The organism is Aeromonas lacus, assembly GCF_000764665.1.
Classification (GTDB): domain Bacteria; phylum Pseudomonadota; class Gammaproteobacteria; order Enterobacterales; family Aeromonadaceae; genus Aeromonas; species Aeromonas lacus.
This window is the reverse complement of record NZ_JRGM01000043.1, coordinates 1-16,955: the sequence shown is the minus strand read 5'-3', so window position 1 is coordinate 16,955 and position 16,955 is coordinate 1. Positions and strand designations below refer to the sequence as shown.

Below are 16,955 nucleotides of genomic sequence, written 5' to 3'. Positions count from 1 at the left end.
TGTGACTGGTTGTTTCGGCCAGTTCGCTGAGAGGGATTTGGCGCAGGTCGGCAATAAACTGGGCAAGGTCACGCACGAAGGCGGGTTCGTTCTCCCTCCCCCGATGTGGAACCGGAGCAAGATAAGGGGCATCTGTCTCGACCAGCAATCTGTCGAGGGGAAGCTCCTTCACTACCTCCTGCAACGCAGTGGCATTCTTGAACGTAGCGATCCCCGAGATGGAGATATAGAACCCCATCTCCATTGCCGCTTCTGCCATCTCGAGAGACTCGGTGAAACAGTGCAACACGCCGCCAACCTGATCCGCCCCCTCTTCGCGCATGATCTGCAAAGTATCCTGCTGGGCATCACGAGTGTGAATGATCAGCGGTTTGTTCAGCGCACGGGCGACCCGGATATGTTCACGGAAGGAGGCTTGCTGAACCTCCTTGTTCTCGGGTGAGTAGAAGTAATCGAGACCGGTCTCACCAATGGCCACCACACGTGGGTCGGCAGCTTGCTTGAGCAGCAACTCGGCATCGACACCGGGTTCCTGATTCAGGGGATGCACCCCGCAGGAGGCAAACACCTGGGGATAAGGGGCAATTGCCGTCATCATGGTCGGAAATTGTTCTTGCGTCACGCTGACACAGAGAAAGTATCCCACCTCCTGCGCTGCCGCTTTGGCCAGCACATCAGCCATATTGCTCTGTTTGCTGCCATAGCTGAGACGATCGAGGTGACAGTGGGAGTCAACGAGTAACATACAAAACCTTTATTGCTAATGACGTTCTATAACCAGCGACTAAGCCAGTTCATCAGATGAATGGTGGGATTGGATAGCTGCCCCGGCTGACATGCGGCTTTCAGGGCGACCAGTTGCTGCTCGGCATCCAGCAGTTTTTCACTGGAATGCAGCCCGGCAAACTGCTGGCTCAAGGTAGCCAGATCCGGCATCGCCAGTTGATGGTGACCGCATCCTGCCTGAGTTTTCAAGGCATCGCACAAAAAGAGCTGCACCCAATGCAGGCGAACTTGTGTCTCCTGACCGAGCTGGCTGCACAATGTGGTCGCCTTGATCGGGGATTTGGCGAGGGCGACCAGATCCTCCAGCAGCTCACGGCGGGCTCCATCTTGCTGCTGCTCGATGTAGTAGAGTACCCGCAGCGGCGCCCCCTGACAGATCCGCACCTGTGCTAGGGTTGCCTGATGTCCCTGTTCAGCAAGCCAGCGCACCGTTTCACCCTCGCTCGGCAGCTGGCACACATGTTTGTGACAACGGCTGAGAATGGTCGGCAGCAGACGGGAAACCTGGGAGGCGATGAGGATCAGCAGGCTGTCACCGGCAGGCTCCTCCAGAGTTTTCAGCAGAGCATTGGCTGCCGATTCGGTCATCCGCTCCGCATCAGGAATGATCACCACCTTGCCACGGCCAAGCTGGGCCGAGCCCTGCAGTCGATTGCAGATCTCGCGGATCACTTCGACCCCGATGGTCTTGCTGTCGCGACTGATGGTACCAAGATCCGGATGATGGCCTTTGTCAAAGAGCTGGCAGGAGTGGCAATGGCCGCACGGCTCTCCGCGATCCGGTTGTTGGCAAAGGTGCAAACGCGCCAACCGTTCAGCTAGCTGCTCCTTGCCAAGACCGGGATCACCTAATAGCAACCAGGCATGCCCCAGTCTGCCGGCCGCCGCCGTCTGGCTCAGAGCCTGCCAGTCGGGGATCAGCCAGGGATACATAGGCGTGCATCCAACGCAGCTTCAATCGCCGCTTTTACCTGATCCGGGGTTTGCCCCGCATCGATTACCACGATGGAATCATCCTTGGCGGCGAGTTCGAGATAACGAGTTCGGGTGCGCTCGAAGAAGCTCAGTTGCTCCAGTTCGATCCGATCCAGCTCACCGCGATGGCGCGCGCGCTGCAAGCCAAGGGCAGGATCGATATCGAGATAGAGGGTGAGATCCGGTTTGAAGTTGCCGAGTACCGCCTGCTTGATGGCACCGATAAGAGCGGCATCGATACCACGGCCACCACCCTGATAAGCCTGGGAGGAGAGATCGTGGCGATCCCCCACCACCCAGACACCGTCGGCCAGTGCCGGCTTGATGCGGGTCTCCACCAGTTGTACCCGGGAGGCATACATCAGCAGCAGCTCGGCTTCGATGGTGAGGCGTTCGTCATGCACCTCTTTAACGATGGCTCGCATCCGCTCGGCCAGCGGCGTACCGCCCGGCTCGCGGGTGCATTCGATCCGCTCGACGCCATGGCGCTGCAGATAGTCGGTGACGTAACGGACGGCAGAGCTCTTCCCTGCCCCTTCCAAACCTTCAATAACGATAAATTTAGACATCAGGATTTCTTCAATATGTATTCGCGAACCGCCCGATTATGTTCATCGAGGGTCTTGGAGAAATAGTGAGCACCCCCGCCCTTGGCGACAAAATAGAGATAGTCGGTCGACTTGGGGTTGAGTGCCGCTTCGATGGATGCCTTGCCGGGCATGGCAATGGGCGTCGGCGGCAGACCATCGATCACATAGGTGTTGTAGGGGTTCTTGTCGGTCAGATCGCTGCGGCGAATGTTGCCGTCATAGCGATCCTTCACCCCGTAAATCACGGTGGGATCGGTCTGCAACTTCATACCAAGACGCAGACGATTGACGAACACCGAGGCAATTTGTGCCCGCTCTTCAGGCAGACCGGTCTCTTTTTCGATGATCGAGGCCATGATCAGCGCTTCATAGGGGGTCTTGTAAGGCAGATTGGCCTGACGCTTGTCCCAGCTCTGCTGCAGGAATGTCTCCATGTCCTGGTGAGCGCGACGCAGAATGGAGAGATCGCTGGCATGGGTGGTATAGGCGTAGGTTTCCGGCAAAAACCACCCCTCCAGCTTGCCATTCTCGATACCCAGCTCCTTGGCCAGATCAGCCTCGGGTAACTCGACCGTGAGCCGTTCCAGATAAGGTGCACTGGACAACTGCTTCAACCAATCTTCGAAACGGGAACCCTCGACAAAGGTGAGGCTGAAGTGAAACTCCTTGCCCGAGGCAAAGAGCGAGAGGGTGTCCTTGAGCAGGGCCCCCTCCTTGATTTCATAAGTGCCCGACTTGATGGCAACCAGCTCGGGATGACCGCGCAGCCAGAGGCGCACCGCCCACGGACTGGGTTCACCATCCCCCAACTCGGCGATCAGGCGAGCGGCATGAACCCCCTTCTCCACCGTAAAGAGGCGAGTCGGCCCCTTGTTGGTGAGCGTCTCCACCTGCTGCCATTTGTAATGCACATAGCCCCCGGCGACGGCCACAGTCAGTGCCGCCCCCGCGAGCAGGGTGTAAAGCCGATTAAACTTCAATGACCAAACGCTCCTGTAAACGGCGGCTCAATACCGGGGCGGGATACTGTTTATCCTCGATGCCGTTGACCGGCACCACCCCCATCAGGGTATTGGTGAGCCACACCTCTTCCGCCTGCCATAGTGACTCCAGCGGAGCCTCTACCACACGCAACTCAATACTCATCTGTTTCAGCATCGCCATGACCTGACGGCGCATGATGCCGTCAACCCCGCAACGGGCCAGATCGGGCGTAAACACCGTCTTGCCCCGACGCCAAAACAGATTGGCACTGACCCCTTCGACCAGCACGCCACGACTGCTGAGCACTACTCCTTCGACTGCACCACGGCTGACAAGTTCGCTCTTGAGCAGCACCTGCTCCAACCGGTTGAGGGTCTTGAGCCCGGCCAGCATGGGAGCATCACCAATTCGCTGGCGGCAAACCAGCAAGTTGATCCCCTCTTGTCGCCACTGGGCATACTGGGCAGGAAAAGGCGCCAGCGAAAGAATACGGGTCGTCTGCTGGCACTCGCTGCCATCATAACCGCGCCCCCCCTCCCCCCGAGTCAGCATCACCTTGGCAACGCACTGTTGTTCACCGGCAACAAGTATTTCGAGTTCCCGGGTCAGCAGTGCCCAGTCCGGTTCAACCATCCCCAGCCGGCTATTGGTCTGTTGCAGTCGAGCCAGATGCGCTGGCCACTGCAATACCTTTCCTTCTCTTACGGCCATGGTGGTGAAATGGCCATCGCCATAGGCCAGACCACGGTCGCGGGCCGAGATTGTATCGAGCTTCAATCCATTGATCAGCAAAGAGATCCCTCCGATAAAAAAGGCCCGATACCGGCAGTATCGGGCCTCTGTCATTGCCCGCAGGCAATTATACGCGTTTGAAGATCAGGGAACCATTGGTACCGCCGAAACCAAACGAGTTGGAGAGGGCGTACTCGAAGTTACCCGGCTTGGCCACGTGGGGCACCAGATCCAGGTCGCACTCATCATCCGGGTTGTCCAGGTTGATGGTGGGTGGCGCAATCTGATCGCGCAGGGCCAGCACAGTAATGATGGCCTCGATGGCACCGGCAGCGCCCAGCAGGTGACCGGTCATCGACTTGGTGGAGCTGACCATCAGTGACTTGGCGTGCTCGCCAAAGACGGCTTTCATGCCACGCAGTTCGGCCACATCGCCCAGCGGAGTCGAGGTGCCGTGGGCATTGATGTAACCCACCTGCTCGGGGGCAATACCGGCATCCTTGATGGCATTCTTCATGGCGCGAGCGCCACCGTTGCCATCAGCGGGAGGTGCCGTCATGTGGTAGGCGTCACCACTCATGCCAAAACCGACCAGTTCGGCGTAGATCTTGGCGCCGCGGGCCTTGGCGTGTTCGTACTCTTCCAGTACCAGCACACCGGCACCGTCACCCAGCACGAAACCATCGCGATCTTTATCCCACGGACGGCTCGCTTTCTGCGGTTCGTCGTTGCGGTTAGAGAGCGCCTTGGCAGCTGCAAAGCCGCCCATCCCCATCGGGGTGGAAGCTTTCTCTGCGCCGCCGGCAACCATCACGTCGGCATCGCCGTAAGCGATCATCCGGCCGGCCATGCCGATGGCATGAGTACCTGTGGTACAGGCGGTAGTCACAGCGATGTTCGGACCTTGCAATCCCTTCATGATAGAGAGATGACCGGACACCATATTGATGATGGTGGACGGAACGAAGAAGGGGCTGATCTTGCGCGGGCCGCCGTTGACGAGGCTGTCGTGGTTCTGTTCAATCAGACCCAGACCGCCGATCCCGGAACCGATCGCCACACCGACGCGTTCAGCATTATCATCGTTGATGACGAGGCCGGAATCATCCAGTGCCTGCATACCGGCAGCAATACCGTATTGAATAAAGAGATCCATCTTGCGAGCGTCTTTACGGTTGATACCGTACAGCTCGGGATCGAAGTCCTTGACCAGACCTGCAAAACGGGTTGCAAACTCGCTGGCATCGAAATGGTCGATAAGGGAAATGCCGCTCTGCCCGTTGAGCAGTGCTTGCCAGCTGGATTCGGCTGTGTTGCCTACCGGGGAAAGCATCCCCAAGCCGGTCACCACGACTCTGCGTTTTGACACTGAGGTAGTCTCCGAGAGGTGATTTGAAAAGAAACAAATACAAAAGAAGCGGCCCTTGGGCCGCTTCTTTCAGAACAGGAACTTATTCCTGATTAGCGGTGATGTAGTCGATAGCCGCTTGAACAGTGGTGATCTTCTCGGCTTCTTCATCAGGAATTTCGGTATCGAATTCTTCTTCCAGCGCCATTACCAGTTCAACGGTATCCAAAGAGTCAGCGCCCAGGTCGTCGACGAAGGAGGCAGCGTTCTTAACGTCTTCTTCTTTAACACCCAGTTGTTCAATGATGATTTTCTTTACGCGTTCTTCGATGTTGCTCATGACCTGAATTTTCCTTTAAAAATACGCTATTGCGTCTGGTTGGGGTAGTTTATTCAATTGACGTGAGTTTGCAAGTAGCTTGCCGCTGGTCAAACCACGAAATTCGCCAAACTTCGGCGTACTATCGCAAATTTGAACAGAACTCACGACAAATTGATTACACCATGTACATCCCGCCATTAACATGCAGGGTTTCACCGGTGATATAAGCTGCTTCATCGGAAGCCAAGAATACCACCGCGGCGGCAATCTCTTTCGGATCACCCAGACGAGCGGCAGGCACCTGGCTCATAATGCCGGCACGTTGCTCTTCGTTCAGGGCGCGAGTCATGTCGGTTTCGATGAAACCGGGGGCAACCGCGTTGACCGTGATGCCACGGGAGGCCACTTCACGCGCCAGTGATTTGGTAAAGCCAACCAGACCCGCCTTGGCGGCTGCATAGTTGACCTGACCGGCATTGCCCATGGTACCGACCACGGAACCGATGCTGATGATGCGACCATTGCGCTTCTTCATCATCGCCCGCAACACCGGCTTGCTCAGACGGTAGAGCGAAGTCAGGTTGGTATCGATGATCTCGTTCCACTCGTCATCTTTCATCCGCATCAACAGGTTGTCGCGGGTGATACCGGCATTGTTGATCAGGATGTCGATGTCACCAAAACGCGCCTTGATGGCAGCGAAAACGGCTTCGATGGATTCCTGGCTGGTCACGTTCAGTGCCATGCCGCAACCCTGCTCACCCAGATAGGCGCTGATCGCCTCTGCACCGCTCTCGCTGGTCGCAGTGCCGACTACCTTGGCGCCACGGGCCGCAAAAGTTTCGGCAATCGCACGGCCGATGCCACGACTGGCACCAGTCACCAACACAACCTTATCGGTAAAGCTCATTACTTGCTCCTGTTTACTTGATCTGGGCCAGCGCCTGCTCAAAAGAGGCAGCATCGTTGGCGTGAATACCTTCCACGCGCTTGTCGATGCGCTTGGCGAGCCCGGTCAATACTTTGCCCGGTCCCATCTCGATTTCGAGGGTAACGCCCTCATTGGCCATCCGCTCGACCGTCTCGGTCCAACGAACCGGGCTGAACAGCTGACGCACCAGTGCTTGCTTGATGGCGGCCGGATCCTGTTCACAGGATACGTCGACATTATTGATGACCGCGATGGCAGGAACCTTGATCTCGATCCCGTCCAGCGCAGCTGCCAGTTTTTCTGCGGCAGGTTTCATCAGCGCGCAGTGGGACGGCACGGAAACCGGCAGCGGCAGCGCACGCTTGGCGCCCGACTCTTTCATCAGCACGTTGGCGCGTTCGACGGCCTCTTTGTGGCCAGCGATAACCACCTGGCCCGGAGAGTTGAAGTTGACCGGAGAAACTACCTGCCCCTCTGCCGCTTTTTCGCAGTTGGCAGCGATGGCGTCGTTGTCCAGACCGATGATGGCAGCCATGGCACCAGTACCTTCCGGTACCGCTTCCTGCATGGCCAGACCACGCAGCTCGACCAGTTTGACGGCATCGGTAAAGGCCAGCGCACCGCTGCAAACCAGAGCGGAATACTCACCCAGGCTGTGACCAGCCATGACGGAAGGCGTTGCCCCACCCTGCTGTTGCCACAGACGCCACAGTGCGACAGAGGCAGTCAGCAGTGCGGGCTGGGTACGCCAGGTTTTGTTCAGCTCTTCGGCCGGACCATTCATTACCAGGGCAAACAGGTCATAACCCAGCACCTGGCTCGCCTCGGCGAAGGTCTCCTTGATCACGGCATGTTGCTCGGCCAGTTCGGCCAGCATGCCCACGGTTTGGGAGCCTTGTCCCGGGAAGGCAATGGCAAATTGGGTCATCATTGATTCCTTTTAGATAAGCAAAAATGAAATCGTTGCGGGATGACAGCACTCGTTCATCCCGCTTTGGATCAGAGGCGAACCAGCGCCGAGCCCCAGGCGAAACCGCCGCCGAAGGCTTCCAGCAAGACCAGCTGGCCCGGTTTGATCCGGCCATCCCGCACCCCTTCATCGAAGGCGATAGGTACGGACGCAGCAGAGGTGTTGCCGTGCTTGTCGAGGGTCAACACCACTTTGTCGAGACCCATACCGAGTTTCTTGGCAGTGGCGCTGATGATGCGGAAGTTGGCCTGATGAGGCACCAGCCAGTCCAGCTCACTCGGCTCAAGACCGGCAGCTGCCAGTGTCTCGGTCACTATCTCGCTCAGACGGGTGACTGCCACTTTGAACACATCGTTGCCCTTCATGTACATGTAGGCTTCTAGTTCGGCTCCCGGCATACCGCGACGGGGTTGCGGCAACTTGAGCAGATCGCCGTAACGGCCATCGGCATGAAGATGAGTGGAGAGAATGCCCGGTGTTTCGCTGGCGCCAATCACCACTGCACCGGCACCATCACCAAAAATAATGATGGTGCCGCGATCTTCCGGATCGCACATGCGCGACAACACATCGGCACCGACAACCAGCACGTGGCGGGCAGCGCCGGATTTGACGAACTGATCGGCAATGGAGAGCGCATAGGTAAACCCGGCGCAGGCTGCCGCCACGTCAAAGGCTGGGATCCCCTGCACGCCCAGTAACCCTTGCAATTCACAAGCGGCTGCCGGGAAGGCGTTTTCGGCGCTGGTGGTGGCCAGCACTATCATGTCGAGATCGGCCGCGGTCAGACCTGCGGCATCCAGGGCCCGCAGGGCGGCCTGGTAAGAGAGGGTGGCAACGGTCTCATCAGCACCGGCAATGCGGCGCTCACGGATCCCGGTGCGTTCCACGATCCACTCGTCACTGGTCTCAACCATCTGCTCGAGATCGGCGTTGGTACGCACTGAACTCGGCAGGTAGCTGCCAGTACCCAGAATTTTGCTATGCATAGAGTTCTTATAGGTCCCTGTCGGAAAAGACAGCTTCAAGGCGATCTGCTATTTGCAGTGGAAGTTGATGTTTGGCCTCTTGTGCGGCCAGCAGGATCGCATTACACAGGGCGCGCCGCTCGGCTCGCCCATGACTTTTTACCACAATGCCGCGCAATCCTAACAGACTTGCCCCGTTATACTGGTCGGGGTTCAGGTATGAAAAACGCCGTTTGAACATAAAACCGGCGATCCGGCCAAGAAAAGTGCGCTTCTTGCGGGGATATCCCGCCAGCTGAGCCATCATCCGCACTACCCCCTCGGCCGTTTTGAGGGCGACATTGCCAACAAAACCGTCGCAGACGATCACATCGCACTCGCCGCTGAAGATGCGATCCCCTTCAATGAAACCGACATAGTTGAGCGCGTTGCACTGGCGCAACAATTCGGCACTGTGACGCACCAGATCATTGCCCTTGATCTCCTCTTCCCCGATGTTGAGCAAGGCAACACGAGGAGAAGCAATGCCTTCGACTTTCTCGGCCACCACGGAGCCCATCACCGCAAACTGCAGCAAGGTATCCGCATCGCAACTGACGTTGGCACCGAGATCCAGCATCACGGTACGTTGGCCGCTCAATGTCGGCAGCGCCTTGATAAGTGCCGGCCGATCGACCCCGGGTAGAGATTTGAGCACGCACTTGGCCATCGCCATCAGGGCGCCGGTATTGCCGGCACTGACGCAGGCATCGGCCTCACCGGCTTTCACCAGATTGAGTACCACCCGCATGGAGGAGTCTTTCAGAGTACGCAGCGCCACGATCGGTTTATCGCCCATGCCAACCACCTGGGATGCATGTACGAAACGGACGCGGGGATGATTCAGCAAGCCATGTTGCTGCAGCAGAGAGGAGGTCTGATGTTGGTCACCGACCAGGATCAGTTTTAGCTGGGGTAAAAGAGACAGTGCCTGCACGGCGGCAGGCACTGTTTCCGAGGGGCCAATATCTCCCCCCATGATGTCTAGCGCGACAGTTTGCGTAGACAAAGGCAATCCTTAAGCGATTACCTTTTTACCGCGGTAGAAACCATCGGCAGTCACGTGGTGACGACGATGGATTTCGCCACTGGTCTGATCAACAGTCAGGGCAGCGGTGGTCAGCGCATCGTGGGAACGACGCATGCCACGCTTGGCACGGGTTTTACGGTTCTGTTGTACGGCCATTGTAGGCTAACTCCTAAATTCACTTACGTTTAAGCTCTTCAAGAACTGCAAAGGGATTCGGCCGCTCATCAGCAGGTTCGATTTCACCCCAAGTCATCTCCATGTTACCGCGGGGACACGCATCCAGAGAATGCATGGCTACCTGAGGCAACGAGAGGATGAGTTCATCCTCCAGGATTTGATGAAGATCCATCTCGCCGTTTTCGTCCAACTCAATGGGCTCATAAGCTTCCGGCAGTTCTTCCTCGTTTGTTCTTTCGAACAGCGGAGTGTAGATAAATTCAGCTTCGCAGAGGTGCTCGAATGTCTCTCCGCAACGTTGGCAAACCAGGTCAACCTTGGCATGGGCAGTGCCTTTCATAACGGTCAACTTCTGGACATCTTTGCCAAAGTGCAGTGATACATCAATATCACTCTGCAAGCCAGCGGTTGATTCCTCCAGCCTGGGCATCTGCGACTTTTCCACTATCCCGACATAGTCGAGCAGCTTCAAGGCACTACGGACTGGATCAACCTTAACGGGCAACTTCACCTTTTGCATAGGGCGCGAATAATATAGGTCCAACAACTGATAGTCAAAGGAAAAAGTCCTTACCGCCGATGATTTTAACGCCACAAGTCCCTAGAATGCCGGTACTTGCTTTCATCGGTACCTGATTATGCCACAGAATCTGATCCTCGCCTCAACTTCTCGCTATCGCAAAGCCTTGCTGGAGAAGCTTGGCCTCCCCTTTAAATGTGCCGCTCCCGACGTAGACGAACGGCCACTGGCAGATGAATCCGCTCAGGAGCTGGTGGCCCGACTTGCCCGAGCAAAGGCACAGGCCATTGCAGATAGTCGTGATCACGGGCTGATCATTGGTTCTGATCAGGTGTGTGTCTGCGACGGCCGCATCCTCGGAAAACCGGGCACCATAGACAATGCCATAGCGCAACTGATGGCGGCTCAGGGGCGCGGCGTCACCTTCTACACCGGCCTATGCGTACTTAACGCTGCAACCAATGAGATTCATCAATTGATTGAACCGTTTACGGTTCACTTTCGCGATCTCGACGAGTCCGCCATCCGCCGTTATGTTGTGGCCGAAATGCCGCTAGATTGCGCCGGCAGCTTCAAGTGTGAAGGGATGGGGATCGTGCTGTTCAAGGGGCTGGAAGGGCGCGATCCTAACGCCTTGATCGGTCTGCCGCTGATCGGCCTGATCGAGCTGCTGGATCGCCACGGCATCGCACTACCCTGATTGTGAGCGAATAGATGAGCTAGAAGATATATAAGAAGCCCGGTCAATTGGCCGGGCTTCTGTTATCAATCAGATTGAGGTCGCTCAAAGGGAAATACTTACAATAGCGTTTTGAGCACCGCCATGGAGTCCACCACCGCCACCGGTCCGTGACGACTGAGGGAATCACGACTATCTACCCCCCAGGTGACGCCAATTCGTGGCATGGCGATCGCTTCGGCCATCGCCATATCGTGAACAGAGTCGCCGATCATCACGGCCTGCCGGGGTGAAAGCCCCAGCTCGTCCAGGATCTGCTCAAGCATCAGCGGATCGGGCTTGGAGCGAGCCTCATCGGCCCCACGACTGGTAACAAACAACAGGCGCAGCCCGGTCTCATCCAATACCCGATCCAACCCACGGCGTGATTTGCCGGTAGCGACGGCCAGTTGCAGGCCCCGTGACTGCCAGTCATGCAGCAACTCCCCTGCACCGGCAAACAGCGGGCTGGGGGTGGTGTCGTGCAGATAGTGATGACGATAACGATCGATGAGTGCGGCAATCTGGCGCTCATCAATAGCGATGCCACTGTCGTTACATAAGGGGAACAGACGGGACATGGCGACATCGAGGCTCAATCCGATGATCTGCCGGATCTGGGCTGGTGCAGGCACCGCCAGTTCACAATCTCTGGCGGCCCCCTGCACACAGGCCACAATCCGGCCCACCGAATCCATCAGGGTACCGTCCCAATCGAAAATGGCGAGCCGGATATCCTGCATCAGCGTGGCAAACCGTTGAGGAAGTTGTCGAGTTCAGGTGCCAGCGGTGCTTCTACTTGCATCTCGCGACCATCGGCCGGATGGGTAAAGCTGAGCTTCCAGGCGTGCAAAAAGAGTCGTTTCAGCCCTTGGCTGCGCATTTTTTCGTCAAACGCCGCTTCACCGTACTTATCATCACAGGCGATCGGGTGACCGGCATGCAGGGTGTGCACGCGGATCTGGTGGGTACGACCGGTGATGGGGCTGCACTCGACCAGGGTCGCTTCGGCAAATTGACGCACGATACGGAACCGGGTTTCGGAGGGCTTGCCATCGGCACTGACCCGCACCACCCGTTCACCGGATTGCAGATCATTCTTGCGCAGCGGGGCATTGACCACCTTGACGTGAGCCTGCCACTTGCCACGCACCAGCGCCAGATACTGCTTGCGCATGGTCTTGACGCGCAACTGCTCATGCAGGCTGCGCAGGGCGCTGCGTTTTTTGGCAACCAGCAGTACGCCGGAGGTATCGCGGTCGAGACGGTGCACCAGTTCGAGGAAACGGGCGTCCGGACGCAGGGCGCGCAGCCCTTCAATGACGCCAAAGCTCAGGCCGCTGCCGCCATGTACGGCCATGCCGGAGGGCTTGTTCAGCACGATCATGGCATCGTCTTCGAACAAGATCTGGCTCTCCAGACGCTGGATAACCCCCAGATTTGCCGAAGGCAGCTCATTCTTCTCGGCAACGCGCACGGGAGGAACCCGCACCTCGTCACCTGCGCAGAGTTTGTACTCCGGTTTGATGCGCTTTTTGTTTACTCGCACTTCACCTTTGCGAAGGATGCGATAGATCAGGCTCTTGGGGACGCCCTTTAGCTGAGTCTTGAGAAAATTGTCGATGCGCTGCCCGTCATGCTCAGCTTCGATGGTGAGCAGCTGCACTTGTTGTTGTATCTGTGTCATGGCGCGGATTTTACCACTGCCAGCGCCCCTTGGCTGCATGGTTTGTTGAAAAATGGCGCCTTGCTATAAAAGAGGTTTAAATGGGATAATAAACAAGGTTTTGTCATTGTGTTCAAGCCTTGTACTAAGTGGCCAAAAAGTATGCCACCCAATCCCGATACACCGTGTCTAGAAGAACATGACGGTTCCCGGGTGCGAGGTACAACGCATGGAGAACACAAACATTACCGTTTATTTGTCTCCATTTCGGCATCCTTATTCATCCCTTCTCGAGAAGGGATGAGCAGAGCGCCCTTAGTTTGCGCCTCATGCATACCCCAACCGGGAGGTTGCCCCAGTATGCTGAAGACCCGAGGCCGGCGCCGGCAGGACCCAGATGGAGGAAATCAAAATGACACAATAATGAGAACTCAATGAAAAGAATGCTTATCAACGCAACTCAAGAAGAGGAGTTGCGCGTAGCGCTGGTTGACGGACAACAGCTCTACGATTTGGATATTGAAAGTCCGGGACACGAGCAGAAGAAAGCGAACATTTACAAGGGTAAGATCACCCGCGTAGAACCCAGCCTTGAAGCTGCTTTTGTCGACTACGGCGCCGAGCGCCACGGTTTCCTGCCGTTAAAGGAGATCGCCCGCAATTACTTCCCCTCCGGTTACTCCTATCAGGGTCGTCCCAACATCAAAGAAGTGGTCCGCGAAGGTCAGGAAGTTATCGTCCAGATCGACAAGGAAGAGCGTGGCACCAAGGGTGCAGCCCTCACCACCTTTATCAGTCTGGCAGGTAGCTACCTGGTGCTGATGCCCAACAACCCCCGTGCCGGTGGTATCTCCCGCCGCATCGAGGGTGATGAGCGGACCGAACTGAAAGAAGCCCTGAGCGGATTGACCGTGCCGGAAGGCATGGGCCTGATCGTGCGTACCGCCGGTGTGGGCAAGTCTCCGGAAGAGCTGGAGTGGGACCTGAACGTTCTGCTCAACCACTGGGACTCCATCCACAAGGCCTCCCAGGAGCGCGCTGCGCCGGTGCTGATCCACCAGGAAAGCAACGTCATCGTGCGTGCCATCCGTGACTATCTGCGTCGCGATGTGGGCGAGATCCTGATTGACAATCCGGTGATTTTCGAACGGGCCAAGGCCCATATCGAGCTGGTACGACCCGATTTCCTCAACCGTGTGAAGCTGTACAAGGGCGAAGTTGCCCTGTTCAACCACTTCCAGATTGAGAGCCAGATCGAATCAGCCTTCCAGCGTGAAGTGCGCCTCCCCTCCGGCGGCAGCATCGTTATCGATCCGACCGAAGCGCTGACCTCCATCGATATCAACTCCTCCCGCGCCACCAAGGGCGGCGATATCGAAGAGACTGCGCTGCAAACCAACCTGGAAGCGGCCGACGAAATTGCCCGTCAATTGCGTCTGCGCGACCTGGGTGGCCTGATCGTAATCGACTTCATCGACATGACCCCGGTTCGCCATCAGCGCGAAGTGGAAAACCGTCTGCGTGAAGCGGTTCATCAGGATCGTGCCCGCATCCAGCTGGGCCGGATCTCCCGTTTCGGTCTGCTGGAGATGTCTCGCCAGCGTCTGCGTCCCTCCCTCAACGAATCCAGCAGCCATATCTGCCCCCGTTGCCAGGGCCAAGGCGTGATCCGTGACAACGAATCCCTTGCTCTGTCCATCCTGCGTCTCATCGAAGAAGAGGCCATGAAGGACAACACCGAGCAGGTTCACGGCCAAGTGCCGGTGGATGTTGCCGCCTATCTGCTTAACGAGAAGCGTGCTGCCATCGCTAGTCTGGAACAGCGCAATGATGTGCGTGTTTACATCATTCCGAACCAGCATCTGGAAACCCCGCACTACGAAGTGACCCGCATTCGTCAGAACGAGATCCCGGAAGCGGCCAGCTATGAGCTGAAAACCGAGATTGCCAAGCCGGTCTACCAGCCGAAGCAAGCTCAGGTGATCGAGCGTGAACAACCGCTGCTGCAAGGCTTTGCCCAGCCGACTCAACCTGCGCCAGTTGCAGCACAGCAACAGACAGCCCCGGCCGTTGCCGCTGCACCAGCCGAAGCAGGTTTCTTCAGCAAGCTGATCAAAGGCATTACCGGCCTGTTCAGCAGCGATGCCGCACCTGCCGAAGTAAAAGCTCCGGCTGATAAACCGGCTACTCGCGAAGCACGCAAGGAAGAAGGTCAGCGTCATCAGCGCGAAGAAGGTCGTGGCCGTGGTCAGCGTCCTCGTCGTGACGACAACCGTGGCAACCGCAACAATGCAGAAGCTGGCGAGAAACGTGAAAATGGCAACCGCGAAGGTGGTGAAAACCGTAATCGTCGTCCTCGTAAAGAACGTGAGCCCCGTCAGGAACGTGAAGTTCGTACTGAACAGCGGATGGAACGTGAGCCCCGTGCTCCGCGCCCGGCTCGTGAGCCACGCGCTCCCCGTGAGCCTCGTGCCGAGGTTGTCGTTGACGCGGTGGAAACCGTTGATGCCATCGAACCGCGTCAGGAAAAAGAGCAGAAAGTGGCTGAGCGCCGCGAACGTCGCCAGCTGCGCAAGCAGATCCGCGTTGATGTTGCTGCGAGCGACACCCCTGCCCTGCCTGTAGTGGAAGAGGTTCAGGTTGCAGCTGTTGAGACTGGCGACCAGGACGAGCAGGCCGAAGGTCAGCGCCGTTCCCGCCGTACTCCGCGCAGCCAGCGTATCGAAGGCCAACGTCGCAAGCGCATTAATGAAGAAGCGCGTAGCCAGCGTGATGAAGAGCAGCAAGTTGAACCGACTCTGACTACCGCCGCCCAGGCAGATATCGCCAAAGCGCAGGTTGAAGAGCCGGTAGTGCCTGTTGTCACCATCCCGAGCGCTGAAGCTGTCGCTGCAGCCCTGCAAGCCTCTGCTGCACTGACCGAACATGTGGTTGTGGAAGCTGTTGCTGAGGAGTCAGCTGAACAGGCTCATGCAGTACAGACCGAAGTTACAGCAACACCTGTCATTGAAGCTGTTGAAGTGGCAGCACCCGCGGCCGCAGTAGTCGTTGAAGCTACTCAGGTTGAGGTTGCACAAGCTGAACAGCCGGCTGAAGTTATTGCCGAAGCTCAGGCAGCCGCAGTTGAGGTCAGCGAAGCAGTAACTGCAGACCCTGTTGCTGAAGAGCCGGTAAAAGTTGTAGCTGAAGAGACTCCCGTAACCGTTACCAAACAGGTTAAGCACGGTGCCGGTCTGTTGGCCCGAGCTCGCAAGGCATCTGCGCCGATGGCGACGCCAGCCGAAGCCCCGGCCCTGCCAGCCCGTGAACCTGTGGACTATCCGCCTCTGGTTCGTGGTGAAGTAGTTAGCTCTGGCCGTCACGGTGGCAGCACCGCAGCAGTCAATGTTGCTTCCTGCCCGGCAGGTCGCCCTTAATAGTTCTGTTGTTGGAACAAGCAAAGAGCCACACATTGTGTGGCTCTTTTTTATGGGCGATATTCACGTAATTATCAGTTCTTGGTTTATTCCCTTAAACCTAAAGGCTTACTAAGTTTTCTACTTGAATACTATTTATTCAAAATATGGTCACAAAAACTTAAGCCATAAACTAGTTTGTTGGCATATGAAATTCATCCATCATGTGCCCAACAGTACATAGCTCGTTCTAGTTCCGACTCATTTTTGCCGAGTCGCTGATTACAGCTTGAACTGTCAATGTGATTTAGACATCAGGAATCTATCCACTATCCAGATTAAGTCCGCTCCACATAAAACCACAATCCGACTTACATCAGTTATAGCGTTACAGGTTGAGCCAAATCCTATTCTCAGGTTCACAACGCAGCAAATGCTGCATCATGTAGTCGTATATTTTGTAGCGGTAGTTTTCTGGCTGGAAATACTGTTATCCTTCCCCTCAGCTAATTACATGTACCAACCAAATAACCTAGGTTCCTGTTAATCGAGATCACTGAGGCTGATTGGAAAGCGCTTGACTACGGCGCTCTTGCTCATGTCTAAGGACGAAAGACTATCTATTGACCGGGTATCGCTGGATAACGCGAGCTGCGATAAACACCGATCAGGGTTGTATCTAAAAAAACAAAGAGCAACACTGTGTGGCTTTTTGCTTGTACCAAGAACGAGATATCCCTCCCCCACCCTACTTGTTAGTAGTCGCTCTACATAATATCAATCTGAATTAGCAAGGTGCAGTAG

General features: G+C 56.6%; 17 protein-coding genes. 2 read left to right on the top strand and 15 right to left on the bottom strand.

From position 1 onward, the window contains the following. The 13 genes from LG31_RS0106590 to yceD all read right to left on the bottom strand — a co-directional run. Window positions 1-745: TatD family hydrolase (locus tag LG31_RS0106590; RefSeq protein ID WP_033113686.1), on the bottom strand; the 745-nt coding region annotated here is incomplete at its 3' end. A 26-nt stretch (window positions 746-771) separates the two neighbouring features. Next, window positions 772-1,719 carry a DNA polymerase III subunit delta' gene (gene holB, locus LG31_RS0106585; RefSeq protein ID WP_033113685.1) on the bottom strand — a complete coding sequence of 316 codons (948 nt, stop codon included), beginning with the start codon at window positions 1,717-1,719 and terminating at the stop codon, window positions 772-774. Further along, complete coding sequence (gene tmk, locus LG31_RS0106580; protein ID WP_033113684.1) at window positions 1,704-2,330, bottom strand: dTMP kinase; 627 nt, start codon at window positions 2,328-2,330, stop codon at window positions 1,704-1,706. Before tmk ends, holB begins: the two co-directional genes overlap by 16 nt. Beyond that, a complete protein-coding gene (gene mltG, locus LG31_RS0106575; RefSeq protein WP_033113683.1) occupies window positions 2,330-3,331 on the bottom strand; it encodes an endolytic transglycosylase MltG in 1,002 nt (333 codons plus the stop codon). The genes tmk and mltG overlap by 1 nt, the downstream gene beginning before the upstream one ends. Then, on the bottom strand, window positions 3,321-4,181 hold the full coding sequence (gene pabC / locus LG31_RS0106570) for an aminodeoxychorismate lyase (RefSeq protein WP_033113682.1): 861 nt from the start codon (window positions 4,179-4,181) through the stop codon (window positions 3,321-3,323). Before pabC ends, mltG begins: the two co-directional genes overlap by 11 nt. Window positions 4,182-4,194: 13 nt before the next feature. Then, window positions 4,195-5,436: a beta-ketoacyl-ACP synthase II gene (fabF, locus tag LG31_RS0106565; protein ID WP_033113681.1), complete on the bottom strand. Its 1,242-nt coding sequence runs from the start codon at window positions 5,434-5,436 to the stop codon at window positions 4,195-4,197. An 82-nt stretch (window positions 5,437-5,518) separates the two neighbouring features. Next, on the bottom strand, window positions 5,519-5,755 hold the full coding sequence (acpP, locus tag LG31_RS0106560; protein ID WP_005300909.1) for an acyl carrier protein: 237 nt from the start codon (window positions 5,753-5,755) through the stop codon (window positions 5,519-5,521). 157 nt (window positions 5,756-5,912) lie between these two features. Beyond that, a complete protein-coding gene (fabG, locus tag LG31_RS0106555; RefSeq protein WP_033113680.1) occupies window positions 5,913-6,647 on the bottom strand; it encodes a 3-oxoacyl-ACP reductase FabG in 735 nt (244 codons plus the stop codon). A gap of 13 nt (window positions 6,648-6,660) precedes the next feature. Next, complete coding sequence (fabD, locus tag LG31_RS0106550; protein WP_033113679.1) at window positions 6,661-7,596, bottom strand: ACP S-malonyltransferase; 936 nt, start codon at window positions 7,594-7,596, stop codon at window positions 6,661-6,663. Between the two features lie 71 nt (window positions 7,597-7,667). After that, window positions 7,668-8,627: a beta-ketoacyl-ACP synthase III gene (locus LG31_RS0106545; protein WP_033113678.1), complete on the bottom strand. Its 960-nt coding sequence runs from the start codon at window positions 8,625-8,627 to the stop codon at window positions 7,668-7,670. A gap of 7 nt (window positions 8,628-8,634) precedes the next feature. Beyond that, on the bottom strand, window positions 8,635-9,654 hold the full coding sequence (gene plsX, locus LG31_RS0106540; RefSeq protein ID WP_033113677.1) for a phosphate acyltransferase PlsX: 1,020 nt from the start codon (window positions 9,652-9,654) through the stop codon (window positions 8,635-8,637). Window positions 9,655-9,663: 9 nt separating this feature from the next. Next, window positions 9,664-9,831: a 50S ribosomal protein L32 gene (rpmF, locus tag LG31_RS0106535; RefSeq protein WP_005300935.1), complete on the bottom strand. Its 168-nt coding sequence runs from the start codon at window positions 9,829-9,831 to the stop codon at window positions 9,664-9,666. Between the two features lie 19 nt (window positions 9,832-9,850). Further along, window positions 9,851-10,372, bottom strand: coding sequence for a 23S rRNA accumulation protein YceD (yceD, locus tag LG31_RS0106530; RefSeq protein WP_033113687.1), 522 nt, complete (start codon window positions 10,370-10,372; stop codon window positions 9,851-9,853). A 118-nt stretch (window positions 10,373-10,490) separates the two neighbouring features. Between yceD and LG31_RS0106525 the strand changes: the two genes are divergently transcribed. Next, the gene (locus LG31_RS0106525; protein ID WP_033113676.1) at window positions 10,491-11,072 is read left to right on the top strand and encodes a Maf family protein; all 582 of its coding nucleotides are present in this window, start codon (window positions 10,491-10,493) and stop codon (window positions 11,070-11,072) included. A 98-nt stretch (window positions 11,073-11,170) separates the two neighbouring features. Here the strand turns inward: LG31_RS0106525 and LG31_RS0106520 are convergent, their stop codons facing one another. Together LG31_RS0106520 and rluC are read right to left on the bottom strand one after the other, a co-directional pair. Further along, window positions 11,171-11,833 carry an HAD-IA family hydrolase gene (locus LG31_RS0106520; protein WP_033113675.1) on the bottom strand — a complete coding sequence of 221 codons (663 nt, stop codon included), beginning with the start codon at window positions 11,831-11,833 and terminating at the stop codon, window positions 11,171-11,173. Further along, window positions 11,833-12,777, bottom strand: a complete 945-nt coding sequence (rluC, locus tag LG31_RS0106515) for a 23S rRNA pseudouridine(955/2504/2580) synthase RluC (protein ID WP_202962999.1) — start codon at window positions 12,775-12,777, stop codon at window positions 11,833-11,835. Before rluC ends, LG31_RS0106520 begins: the two co-directional genes overlap by 1 nt. Window positions 12,778-13,190: 413 nt before the next feature. On the opposite strand from rluC, the gene rne reads away from it, so the two are divergent. Then, window positions 13,191-16,172: a ribonuclease E gene (rne, locus tag LG31_RS0106510; RefSeq protein ID WP_033113673.1), complete on the top strand. Its 2,982-nt coding sequence runs from the start codon at window positions 13,191-13,193 to the stop codon at window positions 16,170-16,172. Window positions 16,173-16,955: the final 783 nt, after the last annotated feature.

Excerpts from the sequence above, each read along its gene's own strand:
- holB (WP_033113685.1), bottom strand. The coding sequence starts at position 1,719 with ATGTATCCCTGGCTGATCCCCGACTGGCAGGCTCTGAGCCAGACGGCG.
- tmk (WP_033113684.1), bottom strand. The coding sequence starts at position 2,330 with ATGTCTAAATTTATCGTTATTGAAGGTTTGGAAGGGGCAGGGAAGAGC.
- pabC (WP_033113682.1), bottom strand. The coding sequence starts at position 4,181 with ATGACAGAGGCCCGATACTGCCGGTATCGGGCCTTTTTTATCGGAGGG.
- acpP (WP_005300909.1), bottom strand. The coding sequence starts at position 5,755 with ATGAGCAACATCGAAGAACGCGTAAAGAAAATCATCATTGAACAACTG.
- fabG (WP_033113680.1), bottom strand. The coding sequence starts at position 6,647 with ATGAGCTTTACCGATAAGGTTGTGTTGGTGACTGGTGCCAGTCGTGGC.
- fabD (WP_033113679.1), bottom strand. The coding sequence starts at position 7,596 with ATGACCCAATTTGCCATTGCCTTCCCGGGACAAGGCTCCCAAACCGTG.
- LG31_RS0106545 (WP_033113678.1), bottom strand. The coding sequence starts at position 8,627 with ATGCATAGCAAAATTCTGGGTACTGGCAGCTACCTGCCGAGTTCAGTG.
- rpmF (WP_005300935.1), bottom strand. The coding sequence starts at position 9,831 with ATGGCCGTACAACAGAACCGTAAAACCCGTGCCAAGCGTGGCATGCGT.
- yceD (WP_033113687.1), bottom strand. The coding sequence starts at position 10,372 with ATGCAAAAGGTGAAGTTGCCCGTTAAGGTTGATCCAGTCCGTAGTGCC.
- LG31_RS0106525 (WP_033113676.1), top strand. The coding sequence starts at position 10,491 with ATGCCACAGAATCTGATCCTCGCCTCAACTTCTCGCTATCGCAAAGCC.
- LG31_RS0106520 (WP_033113675.1), bottom strand. The coding sequence starts at position 11,833 with ATGCAGGATATCCGGCTCGCCATTTTCGATTGGGACGGTACCCTGATG.
- rluC (WP_202962999.1), bottom strand. The coding sequence starts at position 12,777 with ATGACACAGATACAACAACAAGTGCAGCTGCTCACCATCGAAGCTGAG.
- rne (WP_033113673.1), top strand. The coding sequence starts at position 13,191 with ATGAAAAGAATGCTTATCAACGCAACTCAAGAAGAGGAGTTGCGCGTA.